At 67.8% G+C, this 26,007-nt stretch carries 23 protein-coding genes; 13 read left to right on the top strand and 10 right to left on the bottom strand.

Annotation, left to right across the window (positions count from 1 at the left end; all coding sequences use genetic code 11):
* Nucleotides 1–66: 66 nt before the first annotated feature.
* The 4 genes from AC06FA_RS16635 to AC06FA_RS16620 form a co-directional block, all read right to left on the bottom strand.
* Nucleotides 67–525, bottom strand: coding sequence for a cell wall hydrolase (locus tag AC06FA_RS16635; protein ID WP_312706753.1), 459 nt, complete (start codon nt 523–525; stop codon nt 67–69).
* Between the two features lie 302 nt (nt 526–827).
* On the bottom strand, nt 828–2,858 hold the full coding sequence (locus tag AC06FA_RS16630; RefSeq protein ID WP_478069262.1) for an FAD-dependent oxidoreductase: 2,031 nt from the start codon (nt 2,856–2,858) through the stop codon (nt 828–830).
* Nucleotides 2,859–2,958: 100 nt separating this feature from the next.
* Nucleotides 2,959–3,603, bottom strand: coding sequence for a membrane protein YczE (gene yczE, locus AC06FA_RS16625; protein WP_478069261.1), 645 nt, complete (start codon nt 3,601–3,603; stop codon nt 2,959–2,961).
* A gap of 177 nt (nt 3,604–3,780) precedes the next feature.
* Nucleotides 3,781–4,797: a zinc-binding alcohol dehydrogenase family protein gene (locus AC06FA_RS16620; protein WP_478069260.1), complete on the bottom strand. Its 1,017-nt coding sequence runs from the start codon at nt 4,795–4,797 to the stop codon at nt 3,781–3,783.
* A 358-nt stretch (nt 4,798–5,155) separates the two neighbouring features.
* Here AC06FA_RS16620 and AC06FA_RS16615 point away from each other — a divergent pair, with 358 nt between their 5' ends.
* From AC06FA_RS16615 to AC06FA_RS16600, 4 genes are all read left to right on the top strand, one after another.
* A complete protein-coding gene (locus AC06FA_RS16615) occupies nt 5,156–6,244 on the top strand; it encodes an OmpA family protein (RefSeq protein WP_478069259.1) in 1,089 nt (362 codons plus the stop codon).
* 219 nt (nt 6,245–6,463) lie between these two features.
* The gene (locus AC06FA_RS16610; protein WP_108748682.1) at nt 6,464–6,973 is read left to right on the top strand and encodes a hypothetical protein; all 510 of its coding nucleotides are present in this window, start codon (nt 6,464–6,466) and stop codon (nt 6,971–6,973) included.
* Nucleotides 6,974–6,993: 20 nt separating this feature from the next.
* Nucleotides 6,994–7,803, top strand: a complete 810-nt coding sequence (locus tag AC06FA_RS16605; protein ID WP_478069258.1) for a pseudouridine synthase — start codon at nt 6,994–6,996, stop codon at nt 7,801–7,803.
* A gap of 86 nt (nt 7,804–7,889) precedes the next feature.
* On the top strand, nt 7,890–8,222 hold the full coding sequence (locus AC06FA_RS16600) for a hypothetical protein (protein ID WP_478069257.1): 333 nt from the start codon (nt 7,890–7,892) through the stop codon (nt 8,220–8,222).
* 99 nt (nt 8,223–8,321) lie between these two features.
* On the opposite strand, the gene kbl is transcribed toward AC06FA_RS16600, so the two are convergent.
* On the bottom strand, nt 8,322–9,530 hold the full coding sequence (gene kbl / locus AC06FA_RS16595; RefSeq protein WP_478069256.1) for a glycine C-acetyltransferase: 1,209 nt from the start codon (nt 9,528–9,530) through the stop codon (nt 8,322–8,324).
* A gap of 198 nt (nt 9,531–9,728) precedes the next feature.
* Here kbl and AC06FA_RS16590 point away from each other — a divergent pair, with 198 nt between their 5' ends.
* Complete coding sequence (locus AC06FA_RS16590) at nt 9,729–10,421, top strand: TorF family putative porin (RefSeq protein ID WP_478069255.1); 693 nt, start codon at nt 9,729–9,731, stop codon at nt 10,419–10,421.
* A gap of 93 nt (nt 10,422–10,514) precedes the next feature.
* Here the strand turns inward: AC06FA_RS16590 and tdh are convergent, their stop codons facing one another.
* Nucleotides 10,515–11,537, bottom strand: coding sequence for an L-threonine 3-dehydrogenase (tdh, locus tag AC06FA_RS16585; RefSeq protein ID WP_478069271.1), 1,023 nt, complete (start codon nt 11,535–11,537; stop codon nt 10,515–10,517).
* Between the two features lie 217 nt (nt 11,538–11,754).
* Here tdh and AC06FA_RS16580 point away from each other — a divergent pair, with 217 nt between their 5' ends.
* The 7 genes from AC06FA_RS16580 (at nt 11,755) to AC06FA_RS16550 (ending at nt 20,336) form a co-directional block, all read left to right on the top strand.
* Nucleotides 11,755–13,917, top strand: coding sequence for a S46 family peptidase (locus tag AC06FA_RS16580; protein WP_478069254.1), 2,163 nt, complete (start codon nt 11,755–11,757; stop codon nt 13,915–13,917).
* A 192-nt stretch (nt 13,918–14,109) separates the two neighbouring features.
* A complete protein-coding gene (locus AC06FA_RS16575; RefSeq protein WP_079220782.1) occupies nt 14,110–14,754 on the top strand; it encodes a histidine phosphatase family protein in 645 nt (214 codons plus the stop codon).
* Nucleotides 14,755–14,795: 41 nt separating this feature from the next.
* Complete coding sequence (gene folC / locus AC06FA_RS16570; RefSeq protein ID WP_478069253.1) at nt 14,796–16,067, top strand: bifunctional tetrahydrofolate synthase/dihydrofolate synthase; 1,272 nt, start codon at nt 14,796–14,798, stop codon at nt 16,065–16,067.
* A gap of 79 nt (nt 16,068–16,146) precedes the next feature.
* Complete coding sequence (locus AC06FA_RS16565; RefSeq protein WP_478069252.1) at nt 16,147–17,178, top strand: SPOR domain-containing protein; 1,032 nt, start codon at nt 16,147–16,149, stop codon at nt 17,176–17,178.
* A 46-nt stretch (nt 17,179–17,224) separates the two neighbouring features.
* Nucleotides 17,225–17,977, top strand: a complete 753-nt coding sequence (locus AC06FA_RS16560; protein WP_478069251.1) for a CvpA family protein — start codon at nt 17,225–17,227, stop codon at nt 17,975–17,977.
* A 58-nt stretch (nt 17,978–18,035) separates the two neighbouring features.
* The gene (gene purF, locus AC06FA_RS16555; protein WP_478069250.1) at nt 18,036–19,502 is read left to right on the top strand and encodes an amidophosphoribosyltransferase; all 1,467 of its coding nucleotides are present in this window, start codon (nt 18,036–18,038) and stop codon (nt 19,500–19,502) included.
* Between the two features lie 9 nt (nt 19,503–19,511).
* Entirely contained in the window at nt 19,512–20,336 is an 825-nt protein-coding gene (locus AC06FA_RS16550) for a ferritin-like domain-containing protein (protein WP_478069249.1), read from the top strand.
* A gap of 126 nt (nt 20,337–20,462) precedes the next feature.
* On the opposite strand, the gene AC06FA_RS16545 is transcribed toward AC06FA_RS16550, so the two are convergent.
* Nucleotides 20,463–21,935 (bottom strand): DUF2235 domain-containing protein, encoded by a 1,473-nt coding sequence (locus AC06FA_RS16545; RefSeq protein ID WP_478069248.1) that lies wholly within the window; start codon nt 21,933–21,935, stop codon nt 20,463–20,465.
* A 218-nt stretch (nt 21,936–22,153) separates the two neighbouring features.
* Here AC06FA_RS16545 and AC06FA_RS16540 point away from each other — a divergent pair, with 218 nt between their 5' ends.
* Complete coding sequence (locus tag AC06FA_RS16540; protein WP_478069247.1) at nt 22,154–23,407, top strand: M12 family metallo-peptidase; 1,254 nt, start codon at nt 22,154–22,156, stop codon at nt 23,405–23,407.
* 52 nt (nt 23,408–23,459) lie between these two features.
* On the opposite strand, the gene lpxH is transcribed toward AC06FA_RS16540, so the two are convergent.
* From lpxH to AC06FA_RS16525, 3 genes are all read right to left on the bottom strand, one after another.
* The gene (lpxH, locus tag AC06FA_RS16535) at nt 23,460–24,206 is read right to left on the bottom strand and encodes a UDP-2,3-diacylglucosamine diphosphatase (RefSeq protein WP_478069246.1); all 747 of its coding nucleotides are present in this window, start codon (nt 24,204–24,206) and stop codon (nt 23,460–23,462) included.
* An 85-nt stretch (nt 24,207–24,291) separates the two neighbouring features.
* Complete coding sequence (locus AC06FA_RS16530; RefSeq protein ID WP_478069245.1) at nt 24,292–24,831, bottom strand: phosphatase PAP2 family protein; 540 nt, start codon at nt 24,829–24,831, stop codon at nt 24,292–24,294.
* On the bottom strand, nt 24,812–25,957 hold the full coding sequence (locus AC06FA_RS16525; protein ID WP_478069244.1) for a glycosyltransferase family 4 protein: 1,146 nt from the start codon (nt 25,955–25,957) through the stop codon (nt 24,812–24,814). The genes AC06FA_RS16530 and AC06FA_RS16525 overlap by 20 nt, the downstream gene beginning before the upstream one ends.
* Between the last annotated feature and the right edge of the window lie 50 nt (nt 25,958–26,007).

Raw genomic sequence — 26,007 nt, 5'->3', positions numbered from 1 at the left:
TGGTGGAAACACCCACTATCCCAGAGCTCCGGCAGCGGCGGCAACGCTGCCGCCGGCAACAGATCGTTACGACTGGCGCGGCTTGAGGTTCTGCACCTTATAGAAGGTGTGATCGCCGATGGTGGCGACCTGGTACGCATTTCGCCAGTTCGGGCTGGCAAGGGCCAGCGCGGCGAAGTGGCTGGCACCGGGCACGATTTCGCGGCGTTCGCCGGCCGGCAGCGCCCAGTTGCGCTCGGCGTCGAAGGCCACGTTCATGGCTTCACTCCAGGCCGCGTCGTTGCCCAGCTGGGTACCGGGCGATACCAGGGTCGGCGCGAACTGCTTGCGCGCGGTGACCACCTGGCACATCGAATCGCCCCACAGCCCGCTGTCGAGGCGGCGCAGGGCCACTTCGGCGACGGCCTGCTGGCCGCGCAGGGTCTGGTCGCGGGCTTCCAGGTAAACGGTGGTGCTCAAACACAGCGAATCAGCCGCCGGCTGCGGCAACAACTGCGACAGCCAGAGAATCCAGGCCAGTTTCATATGACTCCTTGCTCCGTATGGGCCGCACTACGCAGTTCCGGCTGCGGGGGGCGGCCGGGGGGCGGGGTACGACTTGGCGTGATGGGGAGGCGGCCATCGGGGCCGCCCCGTGGGCGGCCTCCGGAAACTTGATCACGAACCGATCAGGGAGGACCGCACCGGCTCACCGGAAACTGGCTGGTGAGCGGAAAGTTGGCGCAAGGTAGGGGGCTGTTACCGAACGTTTCCTGAATCGAGCGGCTTGACATTCAGCTTCGGGGGCGGTGACGGAAATCACACTTGCGCCCCCATTCATCTGCCTATCAGAGCGCGGCGGCGACGCGACTGCCCTGATTGATCGCGCGCTTTGCGTCCAATTCGGCCGCCACATCGGCACCACCGATCAGCTGTGCGGTGATGCCGGCAGCCGCCAGTTCGGCCTGCAGCGCGCGCTGCGGTTCCTGGCCGGCGCAGACCACCACATGGTCCACCGGCAGCAGCTGTTCACTGCCGTCCACGCGGATGCGCAGGCCGGCATCGTCCACGCCCAGGTACTCCACGCCGCCGAGCATGCGCACGCCCTTGGCCTTCAGCGTGGCGCGATGGATCCAGCCGGTGGTCTTGCCCAGGCGGGCACCGGGCTTGCCGGGGCTGCGCTGCAGCAGCCACAGCCGCCGCGGCGAGGCCTCCACTTCGGGCGTGGCCAGGGCGCCGCGCGCCTCGAAGCTGGCGTCCACGCCCCATTCGGCCATCCAGCGTTGCGCGTCCAGCGCGGGGGAGGGGCCGGCATGGCTGAGGAATTCGCCCACGTCGAAGCCGATGCCGCCGGCGCCGATTATCGCCGCGCTCGCGCCGACCTGCACCCGGCCCAGCAGCACGTCCAGATAGTTCACCACCTTGGGGTGGTCGGCACCGGGGAAATCGACCCGGCGCGGCACGATGCCGGTGGCCAGCACCACGTGGTCGAAGCCGGCCAGCGCGGTGGCATCGGCACGGGTGCCCAGACGCAGCTGCACACCGGTTTCTGCCAGCTTGTGGCGGAAGTAGCGCAGGGTCTCGTGGAACTCTTCCTTGCCGGGGATGCGCTTGGCCACGTTGAACTGACCGCCGATCTCATCGCCGGCATCGAACAGGGTGACCTGGTGGCCGCGCTCGGCGGCAACGGTGGCGCAGGCCAGGCCGGCCGGACCGGCGCCGACCACGGCGATCTTCTTCGGCGCGGTGGTGGGGCGGTACACCAGTTCGGTTTCATGCGCGGCGCGCGGGTTCACCAGGCAGCTGGCCAGCTTGTTCTCGAACACATGGTCCAGGCAGGCCTGGTTGCAGGCGATGCAGGTGTTGATGGCTTCGGGACGACCGGCACGGGCCTTGTTCGCCCAGTGTGGATCGGCCAGCAGCGGGCGTGCCAGCGACACCATGTCGGCGCCACCGCTGGCCAGGATGTGTTCGGCCACATCGGGCATGTTGATGCGGTTGGTGGCCACCAGCGGCAGCGTGACGTGCGGCTTCAGCTTGGCGGTGACCCCGGCAAACGCCGCGCGCGGCACCGAGGTGGCGATGGTGGGAATGCGCGCTTCGTGCCAACCAATGCCCGAGTTGATGATCGTCGCGCCGGCGGCCTCGATGGCCTGGGCCTGCTGCACGATCTCTTCCCAGTTGCTGCCGTTGTCCACCAGGTCCACCAGCGACAGGCGGTAGATGATGATGAAATCCGGCCCGCAGGCCTCGCGGATGCGGCGCACGATCTCGACCGCGAAGCGCATGCGCTGGCTGGCATCACCGCCCCAGCGGTCGCTGCGGGTGTTGGTGCGCGGGGCAATGAACTCGTTGATGAGGTAGCCCTCCGAACCCATCACCTCGACGCCGTCGTAGCCGGCCTCGCGGGCCAGCCGCGCGCTGCGCGCATAGTCGGCGATGTGGCGCTCCACGCCGCTGGCGGACAGCGCGCGCGGGGTGAACGGGTTGATCGGGGCCTTCAGCTTCGATGGGGCCACCGACAGGGGGTGGTAGGCATAGCGGCCGGCATGCAGCAGCTGCAGGCAGATCTTCGCGCCGTGCTGGTGGGCGGCGGCGGTGAGCTGGCGGTGCGGGCGGACTTCCCACGGCCAGGACAGCTTGCCGCCGAACGGCTTCAGCCAGCCGACCACGTTCGGTGCGAAGCCGCCGGTGACGATCAGGCCCACGCCGCCCTCGGCGCGCTCGGCGAAGTACGCGGCCAGGCGCGGGAAGTCACGCGCGCGGTCTTCCAGACCGGTATGCATGGACCCCATCAGGACCCGGTTGCGCAGCTGGGTGAAGCCCAGGTCCAGCGGGGCGAACAGGTTCGGGTAGGCGGTTTCGTTGGCTGGCGACATGTCGATACGCTTGCGTACGGAAGCGCGAAGCGTGCCGCGAAACGGCGGCCGGGGCAAGCGCTGGCGCATCGGCAGCGCTTGCTCCGGCCCGGCGACGCGGCTACCCGTGGCCGCGCTGCGCGCTCGCCGGCTGCGGCGAGGCACCCGCTGCCTGCAGCGGCCGACCGATGCCGAACCAGCCCAGGGTGATGCCGCACAACGGTCCGATCGACAGGGCAAAGGCCAGCGTGCCCAGGCCGACGTCGCCGCCCAGCCACCAGCCCAGCAGCAGCACGCTGCCCTCGATCAGGCTGCGCACCTTCCAGATCGGCCAGCCGGTCCGTGCGTGCAGTCCGGTCATCAGGCCGTCGCGCGGCCCCGGGCCCAGGCGCGCGCCGATGTACAGACCGGTGGCCAGCGCGACCAGCAGCAGGCCACTGGCAAACAGCGCCAGTTGCCAGGCCAGACCGGTGGCCGCGGGCAGCAGCCACAGCCCCACCTGTGCCGAGGGCCCGATCAGCAGGACATTCAGGACCGTGCCGGCACCGGGTTTCTGCCGCAGCGGCCACCACAGCAGCAGCACCAGCGCACCGATCGCATTGGTGGCCAGGCCGAACGACAGTGGCGTCTGCGCGGCAATGCCCTGCGACAGCACATCCCAGGGGGCCACGCCGATGCAGGCACGGATCATCAGTGCAGCGCCGAAGCCGTACAGGAACAGACCGGTAATCAACTGCAGCAGGCGCAGGGGCAGGGCGGTGGGCATGGTGGGCTCGGCGGGTGGGGGACTGTTCCCACCCTAGTTCCGATTTCCGCGATGCAGTAGATACAGATGCCAGCCAATCCGCCCGCACAGGTGCAGGTAGAGTCGAGCTTGCTCGACGGTCCTATCCCTCAGTCGAGCACGCGTTGTCAGTCGAGCAAGCTCGACTCTACCCGGCCCTCAATCCCAGCCGGCCAGGGCCAGCTTGCCGATGGTGCGCCCGCTGGCCAGGCGGTCATGGGCGGTCTGCAGGTTGGCGGCGTTGATGCTGCCCAGCGTTTCGCTGAGCGTGCCGCGCAGCTGGCCGGCGTCGATCATGCTGGCCGCGCGGCTCAGGATGCGGTGCTGTTCGATCTGGTCGGCGGTCTGGAAGCGCGCGCGGGCGAACATGAATTCCCAGTGGATGCCGATGCACTTGGCCTTGTAGGGGTCGCCGATGCGCAGTGGCCCGCGCGGCTCGACAACCAGGCCGACATGGCCCTGCGGGGCGACGAGCTGCCCCAGTTCGTCCCAGTAGTGGTCGGTGTCGGCCAGATTCAGCGCCACCTGCACCTGCTCGATGCCCAGTGCCTGCAGCTGCGGTTGCAGCGGCTGGCGGTGATCAATCACCTGCGCGGCCCCCATCCGGCGGCACCAATCGATGGAAGATTCGCGCGAGGCTGTCGCAATCACCTCGAAACCGGCGTGCTGCGCCAGCTGGATCGCCATCGAACCCACGCCCCCGGCGCCGCCGATCACCAGCAGCCGTTGCCCGGCGTGGCGGCGGCCATCGAGCTGCAGGGGCATGCGCTGGAACAGCAGCTCCCAGGCGGTGAGGGTGGTCAGCGGCAGGGCCGCGGCCTCTGCAAAATCCAAGGTGGTCGGCTTGCGGGCGACCAGCCGTTCGTCCACCCACTGGTACTGCGCGTTGCAGCCCGGGCGGGTCACGTCGCCGGCGTAATAGACCTCGTCACCGGAGGCGAACAGGCTGGCCTCCTCGCCGATGGCTTCCACCACCCCGGCCGCATCCCAGCCGAGAACCCGAGGCGCATCAAGCTGGGCGCCGGTGGTGGCCGCGCGCTGCTTGGCGTCGACCGGGTTGACCGAGATCGCCTGTACCCGCACCAGCAGATCACGGCCGCGCGGCGGCAGTGGCGGAGGGAGCTTCACATCGGTCAGCGCAGGCAGAGATTCACGACACAGGGCGACGGCTTTCATCAGGACTCCCGCTCGGTTCGTACGTTCATCATAAGGTTCCTCACCTCGATGGGCGTGCGCTGAATCGTCGCGAGTTTCCCTTTTCCGCAGTTGTCACATTGTGTCCTTAATGCCCCTCAAACCCTTGTGCCACGGGGGGATTGCGGATTTTCATGATCCTGTATAGGGTTTCAACGTCGGACCGGTGGCTGGTCGGGTACGACGCTTCACATGTTACGGGACTGTTAACATGACCTTCACCCGCCTGAGCATAATGTTCGCGGCGGTGGCGTGCTGAATCGGCTGTCTGAACATCGACGCAGTAGTGCTGGCCCATGCCTCTACCGGTTTCATACCCCCGAAATAGGAGCTGTACTCAATGAACAAGAAGATCCTTACTGCCGCGCTGCTGGGCGGTCTGGCTTTCGCCCAGGCTGCGTCGGCGCAGGAGTTCGATGACCGCTGGTACCTGACCGGTTCGGCTGGCTTCAACTTCCAGGACAGCGACCGTCTGACCAACGACGCCCCGTTCGTCACCCTGGGTCTGGGCAAGTTCATCAGCCCGAACTGGTCGCTGGACGGTGAGCTGAACTACCAGAACCCGAACTTCGACGCCAACCAGGACCAGAACTGGTCGCAGTACGGCGTGTCGTTCGACCTGCGTCGCCACTTCATCCAGGAAGGCCGCGGCTGGAACCCGTACATCGTCGGTGGCCTGGGCTACCAGAAGTCGGAAGAAGAGTACCTGAACCCGGTTGGCGTGCTGACTGACCGCAAGGACGGCAACCTGTCGGCCAAGCTGGGCGTCGGCCTGCAGACCACCTTCGAAAAGCGCGTTGCTGTCCGCGCCGAAGTGGCCTACCGCGCTGATTTCGACGACCAGAGCGTTGCCGCTCGCGACGAAAGCTGGTTCGGCGACGTGCTGGCTTCGGTCGGCGTCGTGATCCCGCTGGGCCCGGCCCCGGTGGCTGCTGCTCCGGCTCCGGCTCCGGTTGCCCCGAGCTGCGCCGACCTGGATGACGACGGTGACGGCGTCAACAACTGCGACGACAAGTGCCCGAACTCGCAGCCGGGTCAGACCATCGGTCCGGACGGTTGCCCGGTGCCGGTCTCGATCGACCTGAAGGGCGTGAACTTCGACTTCGACAAGTCGAACCTGCGTCCGGACGCCGTGGCCATCCTGTCGGAAGCTTCGGAAATCCTGAAGCGTTACCCGGATCTGCGCGTTGAAGTGGCCGGTCACACCGACTCGAAGGGTACCGACGCTTACAACCAGAAGCTGTCCGAGCGTCGCGCCACCGCGGTGTACAACTACCTGACCCAGAACGGCGTGGACGCTTCGCGTCTGCAGGGCCCGATCGGCTACGGCGAGAGCCGTCCGATTGCCCCGAACACCAACCCGGATGGTTCGGATAACCCGGAAGGTCGCGCCAAGAACCGTCGTACCGAGCTGAACGTCCAGAACTAAGTTCTGACGCTCTGCCAGTAAGACACAGCAGGACCCGGCTTCGGCCGGGTCTTGTTGTTTGTAGGGCCAGAAAAGGTGATGGTCGGCCCTTGAAGACGACCGTCCATCGGCTTTTTCTCTAGAAAACCAACGAGTTGCCGTATTCATTGAAGGTTCCGCTTGAAAGCTGGGCCGGCATTGCTAAACTCGCCGCGTCACTTCCTTTCCTGGATGCCCCTCATGCTGCGCTCTGCATCGGCCGCCGTTCTGGCGCTGGCCCTGGTTCCCGCTGCCCATGCCGCGGTTGATTGCTCGGTCAACACCAGCGCTTCGCCGCTGCCCCTGCCCGCTACCGCCATCGCGCCGGTGGCCGACGAGCTGTACATCCGAGGCAGCCAGCTGGGCATGTCTGCCGGTGTACTGGGCAGCAGCTATGACCCGTCGCAGTCGCTGGACCAGGTGCTGCAGCGCCTGCGCATCGATGGCTGCCAGAACATCGCCAAGGCCATTCCGAGCGCACCGGCGGTGAAGCCGAACGATCCGGCGGCCTACAAGCCGCAGACCGAGTTCGACAACACGCCGTGGCGCTTTGACATGAGCCAGAACGGCAAGCGCATGACCGCCGAAGAGTTCGACGCCTGGATGAAGGCGCGCGGTGTGCGCGTGGTCAAGGCACGTCCGGCCCCGGCTGCAGCGCCGGCGCCCGCCACCGAAGCACCGGCTGAGACCAAGCCGGGCGAGAAGAAGTAAGCCGCGCGGGGAGCAGAGGCTTGCGTACGCGCCGCCCGCCTGCCACCCCCGCCGCCCGCGCCCACGCACCGCGTGGGCGTGCGACCGCCACTGCCGCACCGGCGGGGGTGCGCCATGGCCTGGCCCGCGTGCTGTCCAAGGCCGGCGTCTGCTCACGCACCGAAGCCGCGCGCTGGATCGCCGAAGGCCGTGTGCGCGTGTCCGGGCGCATCGTGCGTGACCCCGAATTCCCGATTGCCAGCCCGGCGCCGCCGATCGAGGTGGATGGCCAGCCATTGGCACCGCCGCAGCGCCTGTATCTGATGCTGAACAAGCCACGCGGGGTGGTGACCACCGCGCAGGACGAGCGTGGGCGCGACACCGTGTACCGCTGTTTCGATGGCGCCGGCCTGCCGTGGATCGCCCCGGTAGGGCGCCTGGACAAGGCCAGCGAGGGGCTGCTGCTGTTCAGCAACGACCCGCAATGGGCCGCACGCCTGACCGATCCGCAGACCGGGCCGGACAAGACCTACCACGTACAGACCGACCGCCTGCCGGACGACGCCACCCTGGCGGCGCTGCAGGCCGGCATTGAAGACGAGGGCGAATTCCTGGTCGCCCGTGCCGTGCGCGTGCTGCGCAGCGGCGACAAGACCGCGTGGCTGGAGGTGGTGCTCGAAGAGGGCCGCAACCGCCATATCCGTCGCCTGCTGGCGGCCTTCGACCTGCAGGTGCTGCGCCTGGTCCGGGTCGCGATTGGCGGGCTGGTGCTCGGCGATCTCGGCAAGGGGCAATGGCGGGTCTTGCAGGTCAGCGACCAGCAGCAGCTGCAGGCTGCTGTACCGGGCTGAAGTCCGGCCCACGGCTGGCCGCGGCCAGCCACCGTTCCAGGCGTAGGGGGCGCCTGGTTTTCGATTTACTTGAACGGAGTGTGCCCATGTACCCGACCCTCAACCGAACCCTGCGCTGCGCCGGCCTGCTGTTGCCGCTGGCCGTGCTGACCGCCTGCGGCGGCCACAAGAAGGTGGCCAAGGCCGAAACCCCGGCCGAAGCCCCAGTGGTGGAGGTAAAGACCCCGGAACTGGATGGCCGTGGCAGCTACCGCTTCATGATGAGCAACGGCGACCAGAAGATGACCGCCGACCAGTTCGACGCCTGGATGAAGGCCAATGGCATCCGCGTGGCCAAGGGCAACGCGCAGGACGCCGCCGCCAAGCCGGTGGTGGTGGCCAGCAAGGACGAGCCGAAGGGCAAGCAGAAAAAGAAATGACGCGCCACGCGCGTCATTTCGGTAGCGCCGGGCCATGCCCGGCGAGCGCGTAGCGCGGATATCAGGAAGCCGCCGGGCATGGCCCGGCGCTACCGTTGATCAGCCCTTGATCACGCCCAGTTCCACGCCAATGCGGGTGAACGCGTCGATCGCGCGGTCCAGGTGCGCGCGGGTGTGGGCGGCGCTGATCTGGGTACGGATGCGCGCCTGGCCCTTGGGCACCACCGGGAAGAAGAACCCGATCGCATAGATGCCTTCTTCCAGCAGGCGTTCGGCAAACTTCTGCGCCAGCGGTGCGTCGTACAGCATCACCGGGCTGATCGGGTGCACGCCCGGCTTCACGTCGAAGCCGGCCGCGGTCATCTTCTCGCGGAAGTAGGCGGTGTTCTCGGCCAGCGTGCTGCGCAGGTCATCGGCGGCGGCCAGCATCTCGAAGGCCTTGATGCCGGCAGCGACCACGTGCGGTGGCAGCGAGTTGGAGAACAGGTAGGGGCGCGAGCGCTGGCGCAGCAGTTCGATCACCTCGGCGCTGGCGCAGGTGAAGCCGCCCAGCGCGCCGCCCATGGCCTTGCCCAGGGTGCCGGTGATGATGTCGATCTTCTCCAGCACGCCCTTCACTTCGGCCGAACCGCGGCCGGTCGCGCCGAGGAAGCCGGTGGCATGGCATTCGTCGATGTGCACCAGCGCGTTGTACTTCTTCGCCAGCGCGGTGATCTCGTCAAGCGGGGCGATGAAGCCGTCCATCGAGAACACGCCGTCGGTGGTGATCAGCTTGGTCTTGCAGCCGGCCGCATCGGCAGCCTGCAGTTGCGCTTCCAGGTCGGCCATGTCGCAGTTTGCGTAGCGGAAGCGCTTGGCCTTGCACAGGCGCACGCCGTCGATGATCGAGGCGTGGTTCAGTGCATCGGAGATGATTGCGTCGTTCTCACCGAGCAGCGGCTCGAACAGGCCGCCGTTGGCATCGAAGCAGGCCGCGTACAGGATGGTGTCCTGCTTGCCGAAGAAGTCGGCAATCTGCTTTTCCAGCTGCTTGTGCAGGTCCTGGGTGCCGCAGATGAAGCGCACCGAGGCCATGCCGAAGCCGTGGGTATCCAGCGCGTCCTTGGCGGCCTGGATCAGGTCCGGGTGGTCGGCCAGGCCCAGGTAATTGTTGGCGCAGAAATTGAGCACCGTGCGACCGTCGTCGAGGGTGATCTCGGCCGACTGCGGGCTGGTGATGATCCGCTCGGACTTGAACAGGCCCTGGGCGCGGATCGCGTCCAGTTCGTCGGCGTAATGGCGGGTCAGGGCGGAGGAGGCGTCGGTCATGGCGTGGGCACGGCTCAGCACGGGAAACCGCTGATTCTACCGGGCAACCCGGGCCGCCGACCGCGCTGGATGGGCCGCCGCCATGGCCGGCACATGTTGCATCGCAATAGCAAACGGGTTAAAAATTCGTGAACCGGCCCTGTCTGGCCCGGTTGCCGCTTCCGCCTTCCACGCCACCGCCCCCCACCGGAGACGCCCATGAAGCACGCCCGTGCCTGCCTGACCCTTGCCGCCGCCCTTGCCTTGGCCCCGTTTGCCGCCAGCGCGCAGGAGGCCGAATCGCCGTACAGCTGGAATGTCACCGCTGTTTCCGATTACCTGTTCCGTGGCGTCTCGCAGACCGACGAAGATCCGACCCTGCAGGCCGGCTTCACCTACACCAGCCCGGTCGGCCTGTATGCCGGCGTCTGGGGTTCGGGCGTGGATTTCGGCCCGGGCGACCCGAGCGTCGAAGTGGATTACCAGATCGGTTACGGCATCGACGCGACCGAGCGCGTGAACTTCGATGTGCTGCTGAACCGCTACACCTACCCCGGTGCCAGCGAGCTGAACTACAACGAGCTGATCACCACCACCACGCTGGATGACACCTACAAGCTGACGGTGGCCTACAGCAACGATGTGTGGAACAGCAGCACCGATGGCTGGTATTACGCACTGGGCGGCGAATGGGGCCTGCCGCAGGACTTCACGCTGAGCGCCAACGTCGGCCGCAGCACCTTCGAAAAGGGCACTGCCAAGGACTACACCGACTGGAACGTCGGCGTCAGCCGCCAGTTCGGCATGTTCAACGTGGGCCTGGGTTACTACGGCACCGACAGCGATGGCCGCTACAACTCCGGCAAGCTGGCGCACAGCCGCGTGATGCTGTCGGTTGCCATCGGCAACTGATCCGACGCTGCTGTCGTCCACGAAAAAGGCGCCCGATGGGCGCCTTTTTCTTTCCCGCAACGCCGGGCATGGCCCGGCGCTACCGTATGCCGGTCAGTTCCAGCTGAGCACGACCTTGCCGGCCTTGCCTTCTTCCATCAGGTCGAAGCCCTTCTGGAAATCGTCGATCGGCAGCTGGTGGGTCATCACCTTGCCCAGCGGGAAACCGGACAGCACCAGCTGGGTCATCTTGTACCAGGTCTCGTACATCTTGCGGCCGTAGATGCCCTGCACGGTCAGGCCCTTGAAGATGATCTTGTCCCAGTCGCAGCCGGCGCCCTTGGGCATGATGCCGAGCATGGCGATCTTGCCGCCGTGGTACATGCAGTCGAGCATGTCGTTGAACGCGCGCGGGTTGCCGCTCATTTCCAGGCCCACGTCGAAGCCCTCCATGTGCAGTTCCTTCATCACGTCCTTCAGCGAGGTGTTGGCCACGTTCACCACGCGGGTGGCGCCCATGTCGGCGGCCAGCTTCAGGCGGAAGTCGTTGACGTCGGTCACCACCACGTTGCGCGCGCCGATGTGCTTGCAGATGCCAGCGGCGATGATGCCGATCGGGCCGGCGCCGGTGATCAGCACGTCTTCACCGATCACGTCGAACTCCAGCGCGCAATGCGCGGCGTTGCCGTAGGGATCGAAGAAGGCGGCCAGCTCGGACGGAATCTGGTCGGGGATCGGCCACAGGTTGCTGGCCGGCATCACCATGTATTCGGCGAAGGCGCCGTTGACGTTCACGCCGATGCCGACGGTGTTCGGGCACAGGTGCGGGCGGCCGCCGCGGCAGTTGCGGCAGTGGCCGCAGACGATGTGGCCTTCGGCCGACACGCGCTGGCCGATCTCGTAGCCGGTCACGGCCGAGCCCAGTTCGGCAATGCGGCCAACGAATTCATGGCCGATGGTCAGGCCCGGCTTGATGGTGCGCTGGCTCCACTCGTCCCACAGGTAGATATGCAGGTCGGTACCGCAGATGGCGGTCTTTTCCAGCTTGATCAGCACCTCGTTCGGGCCCGGGGTCGGAACCGGAACCTCTTCCAGCCAGATGCCCTTGGCGGCTTCGCGCTTGACCAGGGCCTTCATCGTTTGCTGCGCCATCGGGTGGAACTCGTCAGGGGGAAAACGCGGATTATAGAGCGCTGGGCGCAATTCCCATGCTGCGCTGCGGGTGCGCAGCATCCCCCCGTAGCGCCGGGCCATGCCCGGCGGCCAGGCCCGGCGGACAGCCCATGACTTCCGGGCATCGGGCGGGGCAGGGGGCTGGGCTACACTCGGCGGTTCCATCATCAGGGGCTGCTCGATGCGCTCGAACCTGCTTGCTTTCTCCATCGTTGCCAGCCTTGGGCTGGTCCAGGTCGCCCATGCCGCCGAAGGCATGTGGGTGCCGCAGCAGCTGCCGGAAATCGCCGGCCCGCTGCAGAAAGCTGGCCTGAAGCTGTCGCCTGAACAGCTGGCCGACCTGACCGGCGACCCGATGGGGGCGGTGGTGGCGCTGGGCGGCTGCACCGCCAGCTTCGTCTCGCCGCAGGGCCTGGTGGTCACCAACCACCATTGCGCCTACGGCGCCATCCAGCTCAATTCGACCGCGCAGAAGAACCTGATCAAGGACGGCTTCAACGCGCCGACCCAGAAGGACGAACTGAGCGCCGGCCCGAACGCGCGCGTGTTCGTGCTCGACCAGATCACCGATGTCACCGCCCAGGCCAAGGCCGCTATCGCCGCCGCCGGCAAGGACCCGCTGGCCCGCAGCCGCGCGCTGGATGCCTTCGACAAGGCCCAGGTGGCCGCCTGTGAAGCCGACGCCGGCTTCCGCTGCCGCCTGTATTCGTTCAGCGGTGGCAACACCTACCGCCTGTTCCGCAACATGGAAATCAAGGACGTGCGCCTGGTCTACGCGCCCCCGGGCAGCGTCGGCAAGTTCGGTGGTGACATCGACAACTGGATGTGGCCGCGCCACACCGGCGACTTCTCGTTCTACCGCGCCTATGTGGGCAAGGACGGCAAGCCGGCGGCATTCTCGGCCGACAACGTGCCCTACCAGCCCAAGCATTTCCTGAAGTTCGCCGACCAGCCGCTGGGCGCCGACGACTTCGTGATGGTGGCCGGTTACCCGGGCCGCACCAACCGCTACGCGCTGGCCGGTGAGTTCAACGAAACCGCCAGCTTCACCTACCCGACCATCGCCCGCCACTACAACGCGGTGCTGAAGATGATCGACGAGGCCGGCAAGGCCGACCCGGACGTGAAGGTGAAGTACGCCGCCATCGCCGCCAGCATGAACAACGTGGCCAAGAACTACCAGGGCCAGCTGGAAGGCTTCAAGCGCATCGACGCCGCCGGCCAGAAGCAGGCCGAAGAAGCGGCCGTGCTGGCGTGGCTGAAGAAGCAGGGCGCCGCCGGCAAGCCGGCCCTGGCCGCGCACGCGCAGCTGGTCCAGCACCTGGCCACCAGCAAGGCCACCCGTGAACGCGATCTGTTCGTGGGCCAGTTCAACAACACCTCGGCGGTGGGCGCGGCCATCACCCTGTACCGCCTGTCGATCGAGCGCAGCAAGCCGGACGCCGAGCGCGAAGCCGGCTACCAGCAGCGTGACCTGACCACCATCGAAGGTGGCCTGAAGCAGATGGACCGCCGCTACGTGGCGAAGATGGACCAGCAGCTGCAGACCTACTGGCTGGACCAGTACGTGGCCCTGCCGGCCGCGCAGCGTGACAACGAAGTGCTGAACAAGTGGCTGGGTGGCAGCAACGAGGCCGCCGTGAAGTCGCTGGTGGGCAAGTTGTCGGGCACCGAGCTGGGCAGCCTGGACGCGCGCCTGAAGTGGTTCAACGCCGACCGCGCCGCCTTTGAAGCCAGCACCGATCCGGCCATCCAGTACGCCGTGGCAGTGATGCCGGCGCTGCTGAAGCAGGAAGAGCAGAAGAAGATCCGCGAAGGCGAATCGCTGACTGCCCGTCCGCTGTACCTGCAGGCCGTGGCGGACTACAAGAAGAGCCAGGGCGAGTTCGTCTACCCCGATGCCAACCTGTCGCTGCGCATCACCTTCGGCAACGTGATGGGCTATGGCAAGGACGGCGTGCAGTACACCCCGTTCACCACCCTGGAAGGCGTGGCCGCCAAGGAAACCGGCGAAGACCCGTTCGATTCGCCGAAGGCGCTGCTGGATGCGGTCAAGGCCAAGCGTTACGGCGGCCTGGAAGACAAGCGCATCGGTTCGGTGCCGGTGAACTTCCTGTCCAACCTGGACATCACCGGTGGCAACTCCGGTTCGCCGGTGCTGGACGCGCACGGCAAGCTGGTCGGCCTGGCCTTCGACGGCAACTGGGAATCGGTCAGCTCCAACTGGGTGTTCGACCCGGTGATGACCCGCATGATCGCCGTCGACAGCCGCTACATGCAGTGGATCATGCAGGAAGTGGCGCCGGCGCCGCAGCTGCTGAAGGAACTGAACCTGGCGAAATAATGGTTCACGGTGGTAGCGCCGGGCCGCGCCCGGCGGAATCCGCCTGCACTGCCCGAAACCCCGCGACCGGTGTCGCGGGGTTTTTTCATGCCCGGTCCGGCCCGGCGCGCCGAACAGGTATCATCCCTGTTCCGCGTACTTCACAGGATGTGAACGAAACGGAACCCTCCTCCCCCAGGACCCCTTGTTCGCATGCGCATCCTGCTTGCCCGTCACGGCGAAACGCCGTGGAACGCCGAAGGCCGCTACCAGGGCCAGATCGACATCCCACTTTCGCCCATCGGCGAAGCCCAGGCCCAGGCGCTGGGCGCCCGTCTGGCTTCGGTGGACATCACCCGTGCGGTGGCCTCGCCGCTGTCGCGCGCCCAGCTGACCGCCCAACTCGCCCTGGGCGCCGACCGCGCGGGCATGCTGCAGACCGAGCCGGATCTGCAGGAAATCGCCCACGGTGAGTGGGAAGGCCTGCTGGCCAGCGAGATCAACGAAAAAGACCCGTCGCGCCTGAAGGCCTGGCGCGAGGAACCCGATACCGTGCTGATGCCGGGCGGCGAATCGCTGCGCCTGGTGCTGGAGCGCAGCTGGCGTGGCCTGGCCCGTGCCGCTGAAGGCCTTGGCGAGCACGACACCCTGCTGGTGGTCGCCCACGACGCGGTCAACCGGGTGATCCTGTGCAAGGTGCTGGGCCTGCCGATCTCCCGCCTGTGGACCTTCCGCCAGGCGCCGACCACGCTCAATCTGCTTGAAGGCGCCGACCTGGACAGCCTGGAAGTGGTGCGCCTGAACGATTGCGCCCACCACACGCCGTTCTTCGGCGAAGCCAAGCACCGCGCGCTGTAAACCCTTCCAACGAACCACCTGCTGCTGCTGGAACCCTTGCCGTGACGAACACCCCGACCACCCTGGCCGATTGGCTGGACTACATTGAACGCCAGCACCCGGCGAGCATCGACATGGGCCTGGAGCGCGTGCGCACCGTGGCCGCAGCGATGGGCCTGGGCGCACCGGCCGGGCGCACCATCGTGGTCGGTGGCACCAACGGCAAGGGTTCCACCGTCGCCTTCATCGAAGCCATCGCCCGGGCCGCCGGCTGGAAGGTCGGCGCCTACACCTCGCCGCACCTGCTGCGGTACAACGAGCGCGTGCGCATTGATGGCCAGGACGTGGACGATGCCGCGCTGGTGGCGGCGTTCAACGCGGTGGAAGCGGCACGCGGTCAGACCACGCTGACCTATTTTGAGTACGGCACGCTGGCCGCGCTGCACCTGTTCGCGGCGGCCGGGCTGGACCTGGCCGTGCTGGAAGTGGGGCTGGGCGGTCGCCTGGACGCGGTGAACATCGTCGACGCCGATGTGTCGGTGATCACCACCGTGGATATCGACCATGCCGAGTGGCTGGGCGAGGACCGCGAAGCGATCGGTGCCGAGAAGGCCGGCATCATCCGCGGCTGGAAGCCGGTGATCCTGGGCGAGACCGATCCGCCGTCCAGCGTTCTGGCTCGGGCCTATCTGCTGGGCGCCAATGCGATCCGCGGTGGCAGCGATTATTTCTATGAACCGATCGACGCGCAGCGCTGGCGCTGGCGCGATGTCGGTACCCGGCTGGAACTGCCGACTCCGGCCCTGGCCGGTCCGATCCAGCTGGCCAATGCCGGCGCGGCCATCGCTGCGCTGCGCGCGCTGGACAAGCCGGTGCCGCGTGCGGCGTGGGCCGAAGGCGTTGCCGCCGCGCGCATTGCCGGCCGCCTGCAGGCGTTCGAGCGCGATGGCGTGCAGATCCGCGTGGATGTGGGCCACAACCCGCAGGCTGCGGCGCAGCTGGCGCGTGCGCTGAACGCCGAAGTGGTGCCCGGCCGCACCCTGGCGGTGTACGCCGCGCTGCAGGACAAGGACGCGGTGGGCGTGGTGAACGCGCTGCAGGACGTGGTCGCGCAGTGGACCCTGGCCGGCCTGGACGGCGCCCGCGGGCAGAGCGCGCAGCAGCTGCAGGCGCGCCTGGCCGAGACCGCCGCGGCAGCGGCCACCCTGGCCGGCAACGTCGAGCAGGCCCTGCAGCAGGTGCTGGCGCAGGCGCAGCGTGGCGATCGCGTGCTGGTCTTCGGTTCGTTCCACACCGCGGCACAGGCGCTGGCGTGGCTGCAGGCCTCGGCCTGACCCGCGTTCAGCCGCCGCCGACGCCGTTTCGCCCAGCACCCGTATAATCGACCCAACTTCCGCCTGTCGCCTGCCTCACGTGGATACACCCCTGAAACAGCGTTTGATTGGCGCCATCGTCCTGGTGGCCTTGGCCGTGATCTTCCTGCCGATGCTGGTCAAGGGGCCGGCCCCGGACAGCGGTGTGGCCAATGTGCCGATCACCGCGCCCGACGCGCCGGGCGATGGCCAGTTCGAAACCCGTGAACTACCGCTGGTCGCCCCGGCGGGCGGTGCCACCGGTCTGCAGAGTGGCCAGGCCCGCCCGCTGGACGAAGCGGCCGCGCCTGCAACCCCGCCGACCGTGGACACCTCGCCGGCAGTGGCTGCCGGCAACTACGCCGTCACGTTTGGCGCCTACGCCAGCCAGGCCGACGCCGATGCGGTGATCGCCTACCTGAAGCGCTCGCAGCTGCCGGGCTTCTCGGACACCACCACCATCAATGGCCGCGCTGCGTGGCGGGTGCGCGTGGGGCCGTATGCCGACCGCGCCCAGGCCGAGGCGGCCCGCCTGCAGGCGGTGAAGGTGCGTGCCGACGTGAAGGCCGAGGTGATCACGCTGGACGCAGCACCCGCTGCGGCCGTCGCTGCCAGTCCGGCCGCGCCCAGCGCCAGCACTCCGGTCGCCGCGCCGTCACCGGCCGCCACGACCAACCCGGTGCGCAGCGAAGCCCTGCCAGCCGCCCCGGTGGCCGCCGCGCCGAAGCCGGAAGCGCCCAAGCCGGCCCCCAAGCCGGAAGCGCCGAAGCCTGAAACCGCGAAGTCGCAGCCCAAGCCCGAGGCCACGGCTGCGGCCAAGCCTGCCCCGGCAACGCCCGCGGCGCCGGCGGCCAGCAGCGTCGGTTTCGCCGTGCAGCTGGGCGCCTTCGGCCAGGCCAGCGATGCCAACGCCCTGCGCGACAAGGTGCGTGCAGCCGGTTTCAGCGCCTTCGTCGAACAGGTGCGCACCGACAAGGGCACCCTGCACCGGGTCCGCGTGGGGCCGGTGGCCAACCGCGCCGACGCCGACCAGCTGAAGGCCCAGGTGGCCGCCAAGGTCGGCGTGGCCGGCATGGTGCGCCCGCACCCATGATCTGTCGGCAGCCCCGTTGCCAGCGCCGCCGAAGGAGCGGGGCGCCATGATCGACGTGGTGCTGCTGATCGTGATCGCCGCCTCCACCCTGTTGGGGTTGCTGCGCGGCTTCGTGAGCATCGTCATCGGCACGGTGTCGTGGCTGGTCGCCGCCTGGGCGGCCTTCGCCTTCGGCAACGATGCCGCGCGCTGGTGGGCCGCACCGGCCGCCCCCGGCGGCGAACATTTCGTCGGCGGCTACCTGGGCGTCGGCATCGGCGTGATGATCGTGGTGGCCGTGATCGGCATGGTCATCAAGCACATCGTCCACCGCAACATGCTGGGCAGCCTGGACCGCCTGCTGGGCGGGGTCCTGGGCGCGGTGCGTGGCGGTCTGATCGCCGCCATCCTGCTGCTGCTGGGCAGCTTAACCCCGCTGGCCGGCGAACGGTCGTGGCAGGCCTCGGCCATCCGCCCGGTGCTGAACCCGGCCGTGGCCTGGATGAACAGCAAGCTGCCGCACTGGCAGGTACCCGGCGCCGACCTGCTGCCCAAGGCCTTGCCGATGGACGCTTTGTCCCCATCTGCGTTGATGGAACTGGGCAAGAGCGCCGGCGCCGATTTGGGCAAGCCGGGCGCGACAGGCGATAATGGCATCCTCAACCAGGTAGTGGCGGGCAGCGGATGGCTGCGGCCCGCGAAAGCGGAACAGGGCGAAGCATACGATCCGGCCGAAGTGCGCCCGGATGCCCCTGCACTGCCGGGCAACATCGAGCCGGACGATCCGGCCAACGTCGACCGCAGGCGCGGCGACCACTAAAGGCCAGGCACGGCCACCTTCCTTGTAACTGGGCACCGCCCAGCGGAGACCTCGCACCATGTGTGGCATCGTCGGAATCGTCGGCAACCAGAACGTCGCCGGGCAGTTGTATGACGGCTTGACCGTCCTCCAGCACCGTGGCCAGGACGCGGCAGGCATCGCCACCGCCAGCGGCAGCCGCCTGCGGGTGCAGAAGGCCACCGGCCTGGTGCGCGACGTGTTCGATGCGCGCACCATGTCCACCCTGGAAGGCAGCGTCGGCATTGCCCACGTGCGCTACCCGACCGCCGGTTCGGAAGGCATGGACGAGGCACAGCCGTTCTACGTCAATTCGCCCTACGGCATCGCCCTGGCCCACAACGGCAACCTGATCAACACCGAGGCCCTGCGCCAGCAGGTGTTCGAACAGGACCGCCGCAACGTCAACACCGATTCGGACAGCGAAGTGCTGCTGAACGTGTTCGCCTACGAACTGGAGCAGCAGCGCCAGCTGAGCCCGGAAGCGGCGATCCGCGCGGTGGCCGGCGTACACCGTCGCTGCAAGGGCGGCTATGCCGTGGTCAGCGTGGTGCTGGGCCTGGGCCTGGTCGCCTTCCGCGATCCGCATGGCATCCGTCCGCTGGTGCTGGGCAAGCGCAGCCACGCCGAAGGCGATGAATACATCGTGGCCTCCGAATCGGCGGCGCTGGACATCCTCGGCTTCCAGCGCGTGCGCGACGTGCAGCCCGGCGAAGCGCTGGTGATCACCGCGCGCGGCGAACTGTTCTCGGAAATCTGCGCCGAGCCGGCCGAACACACCCCGTGCATCTTCGAGTACGTGTACTTCGCCCGTCCCGACTCGATGATCGACAACGTGTCGGTGCACAAGGCGCGCATGCGCATGGGCATCAAGCTGGGCGAGAAGATCCTGCGCCTGCGCCCGGACCACGACATCGACACCATCATTCCGATTCCGGATACCTCGCGCGACGCTGCACTGGAAATCTCCAACGTGCTGGGCGTGAAGTACCGCGAAGGCTTCATCAAGAACCGCTATGTCGGCCGCACGTTCATCATGCCGGGGCAGGGCGAGCGGGTGAAATCGGTGCGCCGCAAGCTCAACCCGATCCACCTGGAGTTCCGCAACCGCGTGGTGCTGCTGGTGGATGATTCCATCGTGCGCGGCACCACCAGCCAGCAGATCGTGCAGATGGCGCGCGACGCCGGTGCGCGCAAGGTCTACCTGGCCAGCGCCGCACCGCCGGTGCGCTTCCCGAACATCTACGGCATCGACATGCCGGCGGCCGAAGAACTGGTGGCGCACAACCGCAGCGTGGAAGAGATCGAAGCCCACCTGGGCTGCGACTGGCTGATCTACCAGGATATCGAGGACATGGAAGCGGCGGTGCGCGAAGGCAATCCGGCGCTGCAGAACTTCGATTCGTCGTGCTTCAACGGCCATTACCCCACCGGTATCGAGCCGGGCTACTTCGAGCGCATCCAGCAGTTGCGTTCGGATGACGCCAAGCACAAGCGCCGCGCCTGAGGCGCAGCGGTGTGTGACGTGCCTGACGTGGACGGTGACCTGCTGCGCGCTGCGCAGCAGTGTCTGGCCGAAGCCGATCCGCTGCGCAAGGTGGCCTTGACCCAGGCGTACGCGGCGGCCTTCCGTGCCGGTCGCCTGAAGGTGCCGGCCGAGGCACCGCCGCCCGAGCCGATCCGCATGCCCGGGCGACCGGCACACCTGCGCCTGGTGCATCCGCGCGAAGTGCCGCGGCGTGGGTTGGGTGGCGTGGAAGGGCGGGCTGCCTTCATCCACGCCATCGCCCATATCGAACTGAACGCCATCGACCTGGCCTGGGATGCGGTCTACCGCTTCCGTGGCCTGCCGGCGGCCTTCCATGCCGATTGGGTGAGCTGCGCCGACGACGAATCGCGGCACTTCCTGCTGCTGCGCGAACGCCTGTTGGCGCATGGCCACGACTATGCCGATTTTCCCGCCCACAACGGCTTGTGGGAAATGTGCGAAAAGACCGCGCATGACGGCCTGGCACGCATGGCGCTGGTGCCGCGCGTACTGGAAGCGCGTGGCCTGGATGTCACCCCGGGCATGATCGAAAAGCTGCGCAATGTCGGCGACAGTGCAACCGCCGATGTGCTGGAAGTGATCCTGCGCGAGGAAGTGGCCCATGTGGCGGCCGGTTCGCGCTGGTACCGCTGGTACTGCGACCGCGCTGGCATCGAGCCGCGTGCGCGCTTCAAGGAACTGCTGCACGAGTATGCCGGTGGTTACCTGCACGGGCCGTTCAACCTGGAAGCGCGGCTGCTGGCCGGCTTCGATGAGGATGAGCTGGCCAACCTGGTGGAACAGGCCGGCTGAGCCGCGCCGATGGGTGTCATCCACGCATGGCGTGGATCTACTGCGCGAACCCGCTTCTGGTAGGTGCCAAGCTTGCTTGGCACAGCGCATCAGCGCGCGGCCATCCACGCCATGCGTGGATGCACCTCACGCGTTGGGCAACACCACCCGCCGTCCGTCCACCGTCGGCCGGTTGATGTAGAACAGGCCCGGCCCGGGGCGGTATGGCAGCTCGCTTACCCCCGCATCAGCGGCAAACGTGAGCGCGGTATCGCCCAGTGCATCGAAATTCCAGTGCGCCGACTGCATCAGGTAACGGCGGCGCAGCAGTGCTTCCTGGGTGGGCGTCAGGGCTTGCCCCGCCAGCAGCCTGCGGGCGATCGGCTGCAGCGCCGCAGGCAGTTCCCAGCCTTCCACCTGTGCGGCGTCGGCGCTCCACTGCACCCCGGCCCGTGCGGCATGCTGCTGCATCACCTGCAGCGCGATCAACTGGTAGCGCCAGTCGATGCGCCGCCGCAGCACCACGGCCGCAGTCACATGCAGCACCGGCGCCATCACCACGCTGCGGCTGCCGGCGCGACGCTGCTGCTGCCACTGGTGCCACACATCCACCCACACTTCCTGTTCGGTTGCGCCGAGCTGCTGGCGCCAGCGTTCGGCATCGGCCTGCGCTTCGGCATAGACCGTCGTGGCCTGCAGCATCGCCAGCGAGGGAGTCTGGTAATCGGCCACCGGCGCACGTCGCAGGGGCTGGCGGCGTGGTCGACCCAGCAGCTTCGGGCCTTCCTCGCGCTGGTCGTAGCCACCGCCGATGTTGGCATGCACGCCAGGCAGCGCGATTTCCTCGTGCGAGGGGGCCACGGTGGTCAAGGCGTAGTGCTGGCGGTGCTCATCGCGCGCGCTCAGCTGCACCACGCGCTCGGCAATCCCAGGGGGCAGGGCGATGCGTGGCTGTTCGTCGGCGCGTCGGCCGCTGACCGCGACGACCGTATCGAACAGGCCGATGAAGCGCAGCGCCGGGCGCGGCAACGCGAAGTCGGCGCTGCAGCGCAGGCCGGCGCCCTGCAGGCGCAGGCGCCACTGGCCGGCATCCCAGCCGCGCAGTTGGTTGGCCAGGTCGCGCGCGGCGGCCGCGCCACGTGAGTAGCCAAACAGATCGACCTGCACCGACTGCAAGGGCTGCTGCCAATGCGCCGCCAGGGCCGAAAGCGCGCCCGTCAGCAGTTCGTGCAGGGCGCGCTGTACTTTGGCCCGCACGCCGCTGGCGCCGATGCCGAAGGCCAGGCCGATCAGATCATCCTCGGCATCGTCGCGGGTGCCGACACCTTCCACGTAGATCGCCAGTGAGGGTTCGGCCAGCGGCGCGCGGCGGCTGTCCGGGTACAGCTGGTGCAGGCGCGCGATGTTGGTGGTGCCGTTGTAGTAGCTGCTGGTCAGCCGGCTCTGGTAGGTCGAATCGTCGTCGGCGCGCAGCAGCGCAGGGCGCGGTTGCGGTGGCTGTGCTCGCCCGCGCGCCAGGTTGTGCGCGTTGTTGCGGGTGCCATCGAAGAACAGGCCCAGGTGCAGTACGCCGCTCTGCCCACTGTCTCCGTTGCGGGTCTGGCCTGGAGTCATGTGCATCCCCTGTGGTGGTCATGTCACGACGGCGCGAACGCAGTGTATGGGCGAAGTGTACAGCCGCCCTTGACCTGTCTGAACACCGCTGCCGGCCGTCACAGATCCGCATGCTGGCCGGTTGCGGCGCTTGTATTCACACGGGGCGCGCAGGCCATATGGCTGCACCCGGCGCCGGGTCGTGCTGCATCAACGCTGTCTACTTCACTCCAAGGAGCGACAAGATGATGTCCAGAAACATCGGTCAAGCGGCAGGTGGTGTGTTGTTGGGGCTGTGCATGGCGACGGTGGCGCAGGCGGCGCCGTTGTTCGAACCGGTCACCGTGCTCAGCCGGGCTTCGGCCAGCAGTGAACCACAGCTGGGCAGGTTGCTTTCGGCGCCCTCCACCGCGACGGTGCAGGAAGTGCGCGTGGACGCTGCGGCCACGGCACAGTCGCAGCTGGAATTCGAGCTGCTGGGGCAGAAGGTGGTCGCCACGCGCAGCCGCAGCGAATCGTTGAGCGACGGCGGCAGTGTCTGGTACGGGCAGATCCGCAGTCCTGATGATCGCCTGCAGAAGGCGGGCGCCACCGGCCAGGATGATCCGGCCAACTCGGTCATCCTGGTGCGCTCGGGCAATTCACTCACCGGCTCCATCCGCAAGGACGGCACCCTGTACCGGCTGCGCCCGCTGGGCGACCGCCATGTGCTGGTGGAAGTGGATGAATCGCGCATGCCCGCCGACCATCCGGCCGACTACAACCAGCTGCCGAAGATCAGCATGCCGGCCAACGACCGCATCGGCGCCGCGCAGGCCTCCTCGGGCAGCCCGGCCACGATCCGTGTGCTGGTGGTGGCCACCAACGCCGCGGTGGCGGCCTACGGTGGCAACATGCAATCGCTGGTGCAGCTGGCGGTGGCCGAATCCAACCAGGGCTATACCAACAGCAACGTGGGCATCACCCTGCAGCTGGCCGGGTTTGAAACCACCAGCTACACCGAATCGGGCAACTTCAGCACCGACCTGGCGCGCTTCCGCAACACCAGCGACGGCTACATGGACAGCATCCACACCAGCCGCAACAACACCGCCGCCGATGTCGGCGTGCTGTTGATCAACAACAGCGGTTACTGCGGGTTGGCCTCGGGCATCGGCTCCACGGCGTCCACTGCGTTCGCAGCGGTGTACTGGGACTGCGCCACCGGCTATTACTCGTTTGCCCATGAAATCGGCCACCTGCAGAGCGCGCGGCATGACATCGCCACCGATCCCAGCACCTCGCCGTATGCCTACGGCCATGGCTATCGCTACGAGCCGGCCAGCGGTTCGCGCTGGCGCACCATCATGGCCTACGCCTGCTCGGCCGGCTGCCCGCGACTGAACTTCTGGTCGAACCCGAACATCAGCTACAACGGCGTGCCCATGGGCATTGCCAGCAGCGCCGACAACCAACGCGTGCTGGTGAACACCAAGGCCACCATCGCCGGCTTCCGCTGATTCGCAGAACGGAAACGCCGACCCAGGTCGGCGTTTCTGCTCAATGCCCCCCTCAGTCGCGCTGCAGCGATTCCAGCTGCCAACCGCCGGCGTCCACGCGCAGCACCGAGCCCTGTTCGTACCAGTCGCCCAGCACGATACGGGTGCATGCGCGGCCACCGGCCTGCACGTTGTGGATGGCCGGGCGGTGGGTATGCCCGTGGATCATCGTATCCACGCCGTGGCGTACGAAGGTGGCATCCACCTCGGCCGGGGCGACATCGGTCACCGTTTCGAACTGCGCGCGGTCGCCCTGCTTCATTTCCGACTGGCGTGCCTGGCTGGCGTCGCGTGCCTTCTGCGCGAAGGCAATGCGTGCGGCCAGCGGCTGCGCCAGGAACTGCGCCTGGAATACCGGATCGCGGGTCTGCGCACGGAACTGCTGGTAGGGAATGTCATCGGTGCACAGCAGGTCGCCGTGCTGCAGCATCACTGCGCGGCCGTACAGGTCGATCACGCAGGGGTCGGGCAGGATGCGCAGCCCGGCGCGGCGCGCATAGTCCTCGCCCAGCAGGAAATCACGGTTGCCGCGGATGAAGTAGACCGGCACGCCGCTGTCCGAAAGTGTCTTCAGCGCGTCGGCCACGGCATCGGCTACCGGCGACGGGGTGTCATCGCCGATCCAGGCTTCGAACAGATCGCCGAGGATGTACAGCGCATCGGCGCCAGGCGCTTCCTCGCGCAGGAAGCGCAGGAACAGGTCGGTGATGGCTGGACGGCTGGGGTCCAGATGCAGATCGGAAATGAACAGCGTGGTCATGCGGGCATTCTAGGGCATCATCCGCCGGGCATGGCCCAGCGCTACCGCTGGCGCGGCGCGATGGCCGGCGGATCGACCTCCGGAATCACACCGGCAGCGGCAGCCAGCGCAGGCTGGCCCACGCCAGCAGCGTGGCGATGCCGGTCGCGGCCAGCACATCGCTGGGGTAGTGCAGGCCCAGCACCACCCGCGACAGGCCCACGCCCAGGGTGAAGGGCACCAGCAGCGGTGCCAGCCACGGGTAGTACGCCAGCGCCACGATGGTGAAGGACACCGCGTGCAGGGTATGCCCGGACGGGAAGCTGAACTCGTCCAGCGGCGCTACCCAGGCACGGATGCGCAGGTCGGCCGCGTAGGGGCGCGGGCGCCGGGTCCAGCGCTTCAGGCCCTTGTACAGCAGTAGTGCGGCCAGCCCGGTGGCGGCCATGTGCACCGATGCGCGCAAGCCGTCGAAGCCATCGGCCAGCACCAGCGCGCCCATCAGCAGATACCAGAACACCCCGTCGCCCAGCCGGCTGATGATCGCGAACAGACGGCGCACCCGGCGCCGCCGGCAGTAATGATTGGCACGCCGGCACAGGCGTGCCTCGCGCCCGGCCAGTCCCTCAAGCGGCGTGGTGCGCATGGCCATTCCTCCGTGCCTGGGCCAGTTCGGCCAGCAGCGATTCGAATTCGGCCACGACCTGCTGCGGGTGCAGGCGCTTCATCGCGCGGGCCGCGTTGTCACCCAGCTCGCGGCGCAGCGCGTCGTCGCTGCCCAACTGCACGGCCGCGTCCACGAACTGCGCATCGTCGTCCACCGCCGCGCCGTTTTCGCCGTTGCGCAGGTACTCGCGCGCGGCGCCGTAGTCGAAGGCCACCGTGGCCAGGCCGCTGGCCATGCTTTCCAGAGTCACGTTGCCGAACGTCTCGCTGCGGCTGGGGAAGAGGAACAGATCGCCGCTGGCGAAATGGCGGGCCAGGGCGTCGCCGCGCTGGATGCCGCAGAAGATGAAGTCAGGGTTGTCGTGGGCCAGTTTCTCGCGTGCCGGGCCGTCGCCCACGAACACGAAGCGCGCCTTCGGCCGTACCTGCTGCAGGCGGCGGAATGCCTTCACCGCCAGCCCCAGGTTCTTCTCGGCGGCAATGCGGCCCACGTACAGGGCGACCAGGCCGTTGCCGTCCACGCCCCATTCCTCGCGCAGCGCAGGATCGCGCCGGGTCGGGTCGAACTGCTGGCTGTCCACCGCGCGTGCCAGCAACCGCACCCGCTCGAACCCCTGTTCGCCGAGGAACTGCTGCAGTTCGCGGGTCGGCACCAGGGTAGCGTCGGCCTGGTTGTGGAAGCGGCGCATCCAGCGCATGGCGGCCGACTGCAGCCACGCCACGCCGTAGTCGGGCAGGTATTCGTCGAAGCGGGTGTGGAAGCCGGTGGCGACGGGAATGCCAAGCCGCCGCGCGGTGCGCAGCGCCGACCAGCCCAGCGGGCCTTCGGTGGCGATGTAGATCGCGTCGGGGCGCTGCTGCTGCCAGTGCCGGCCCAGGCGGATCGGGGCGGGCAGGCCGAAGCGCAGGCCGGGGTAGCGGGGCAGGGCGGCGCCCGGCACCAGCAGCGTGCCCGGCGCCGCTTCCAGCGCTTCACTGGCCTGTCGTGGGCGGATCAGATCGACCTCGTGGCCGGCGGCGCGCAATCCCTGCTCCAGGCTCTGCACGGTCAGTGCAACGCCGTTGACCTCCGGCGGATAGGTCTCGGTGACGATGGCATGGCGCATGGCGGGCCTCCGGTTTTCCGGCATGCTCGGGCCTGCCCATGTAGGCGATA

The sequence above is a fragment of the Stenotrophomonas sp. Steno-C17 genome, assembly GCF_056393165.1.
Note: the sequence above shows the minus strand (reverse complement) of the source record. Positions and strands in the feature narration are given on the sequence as shown.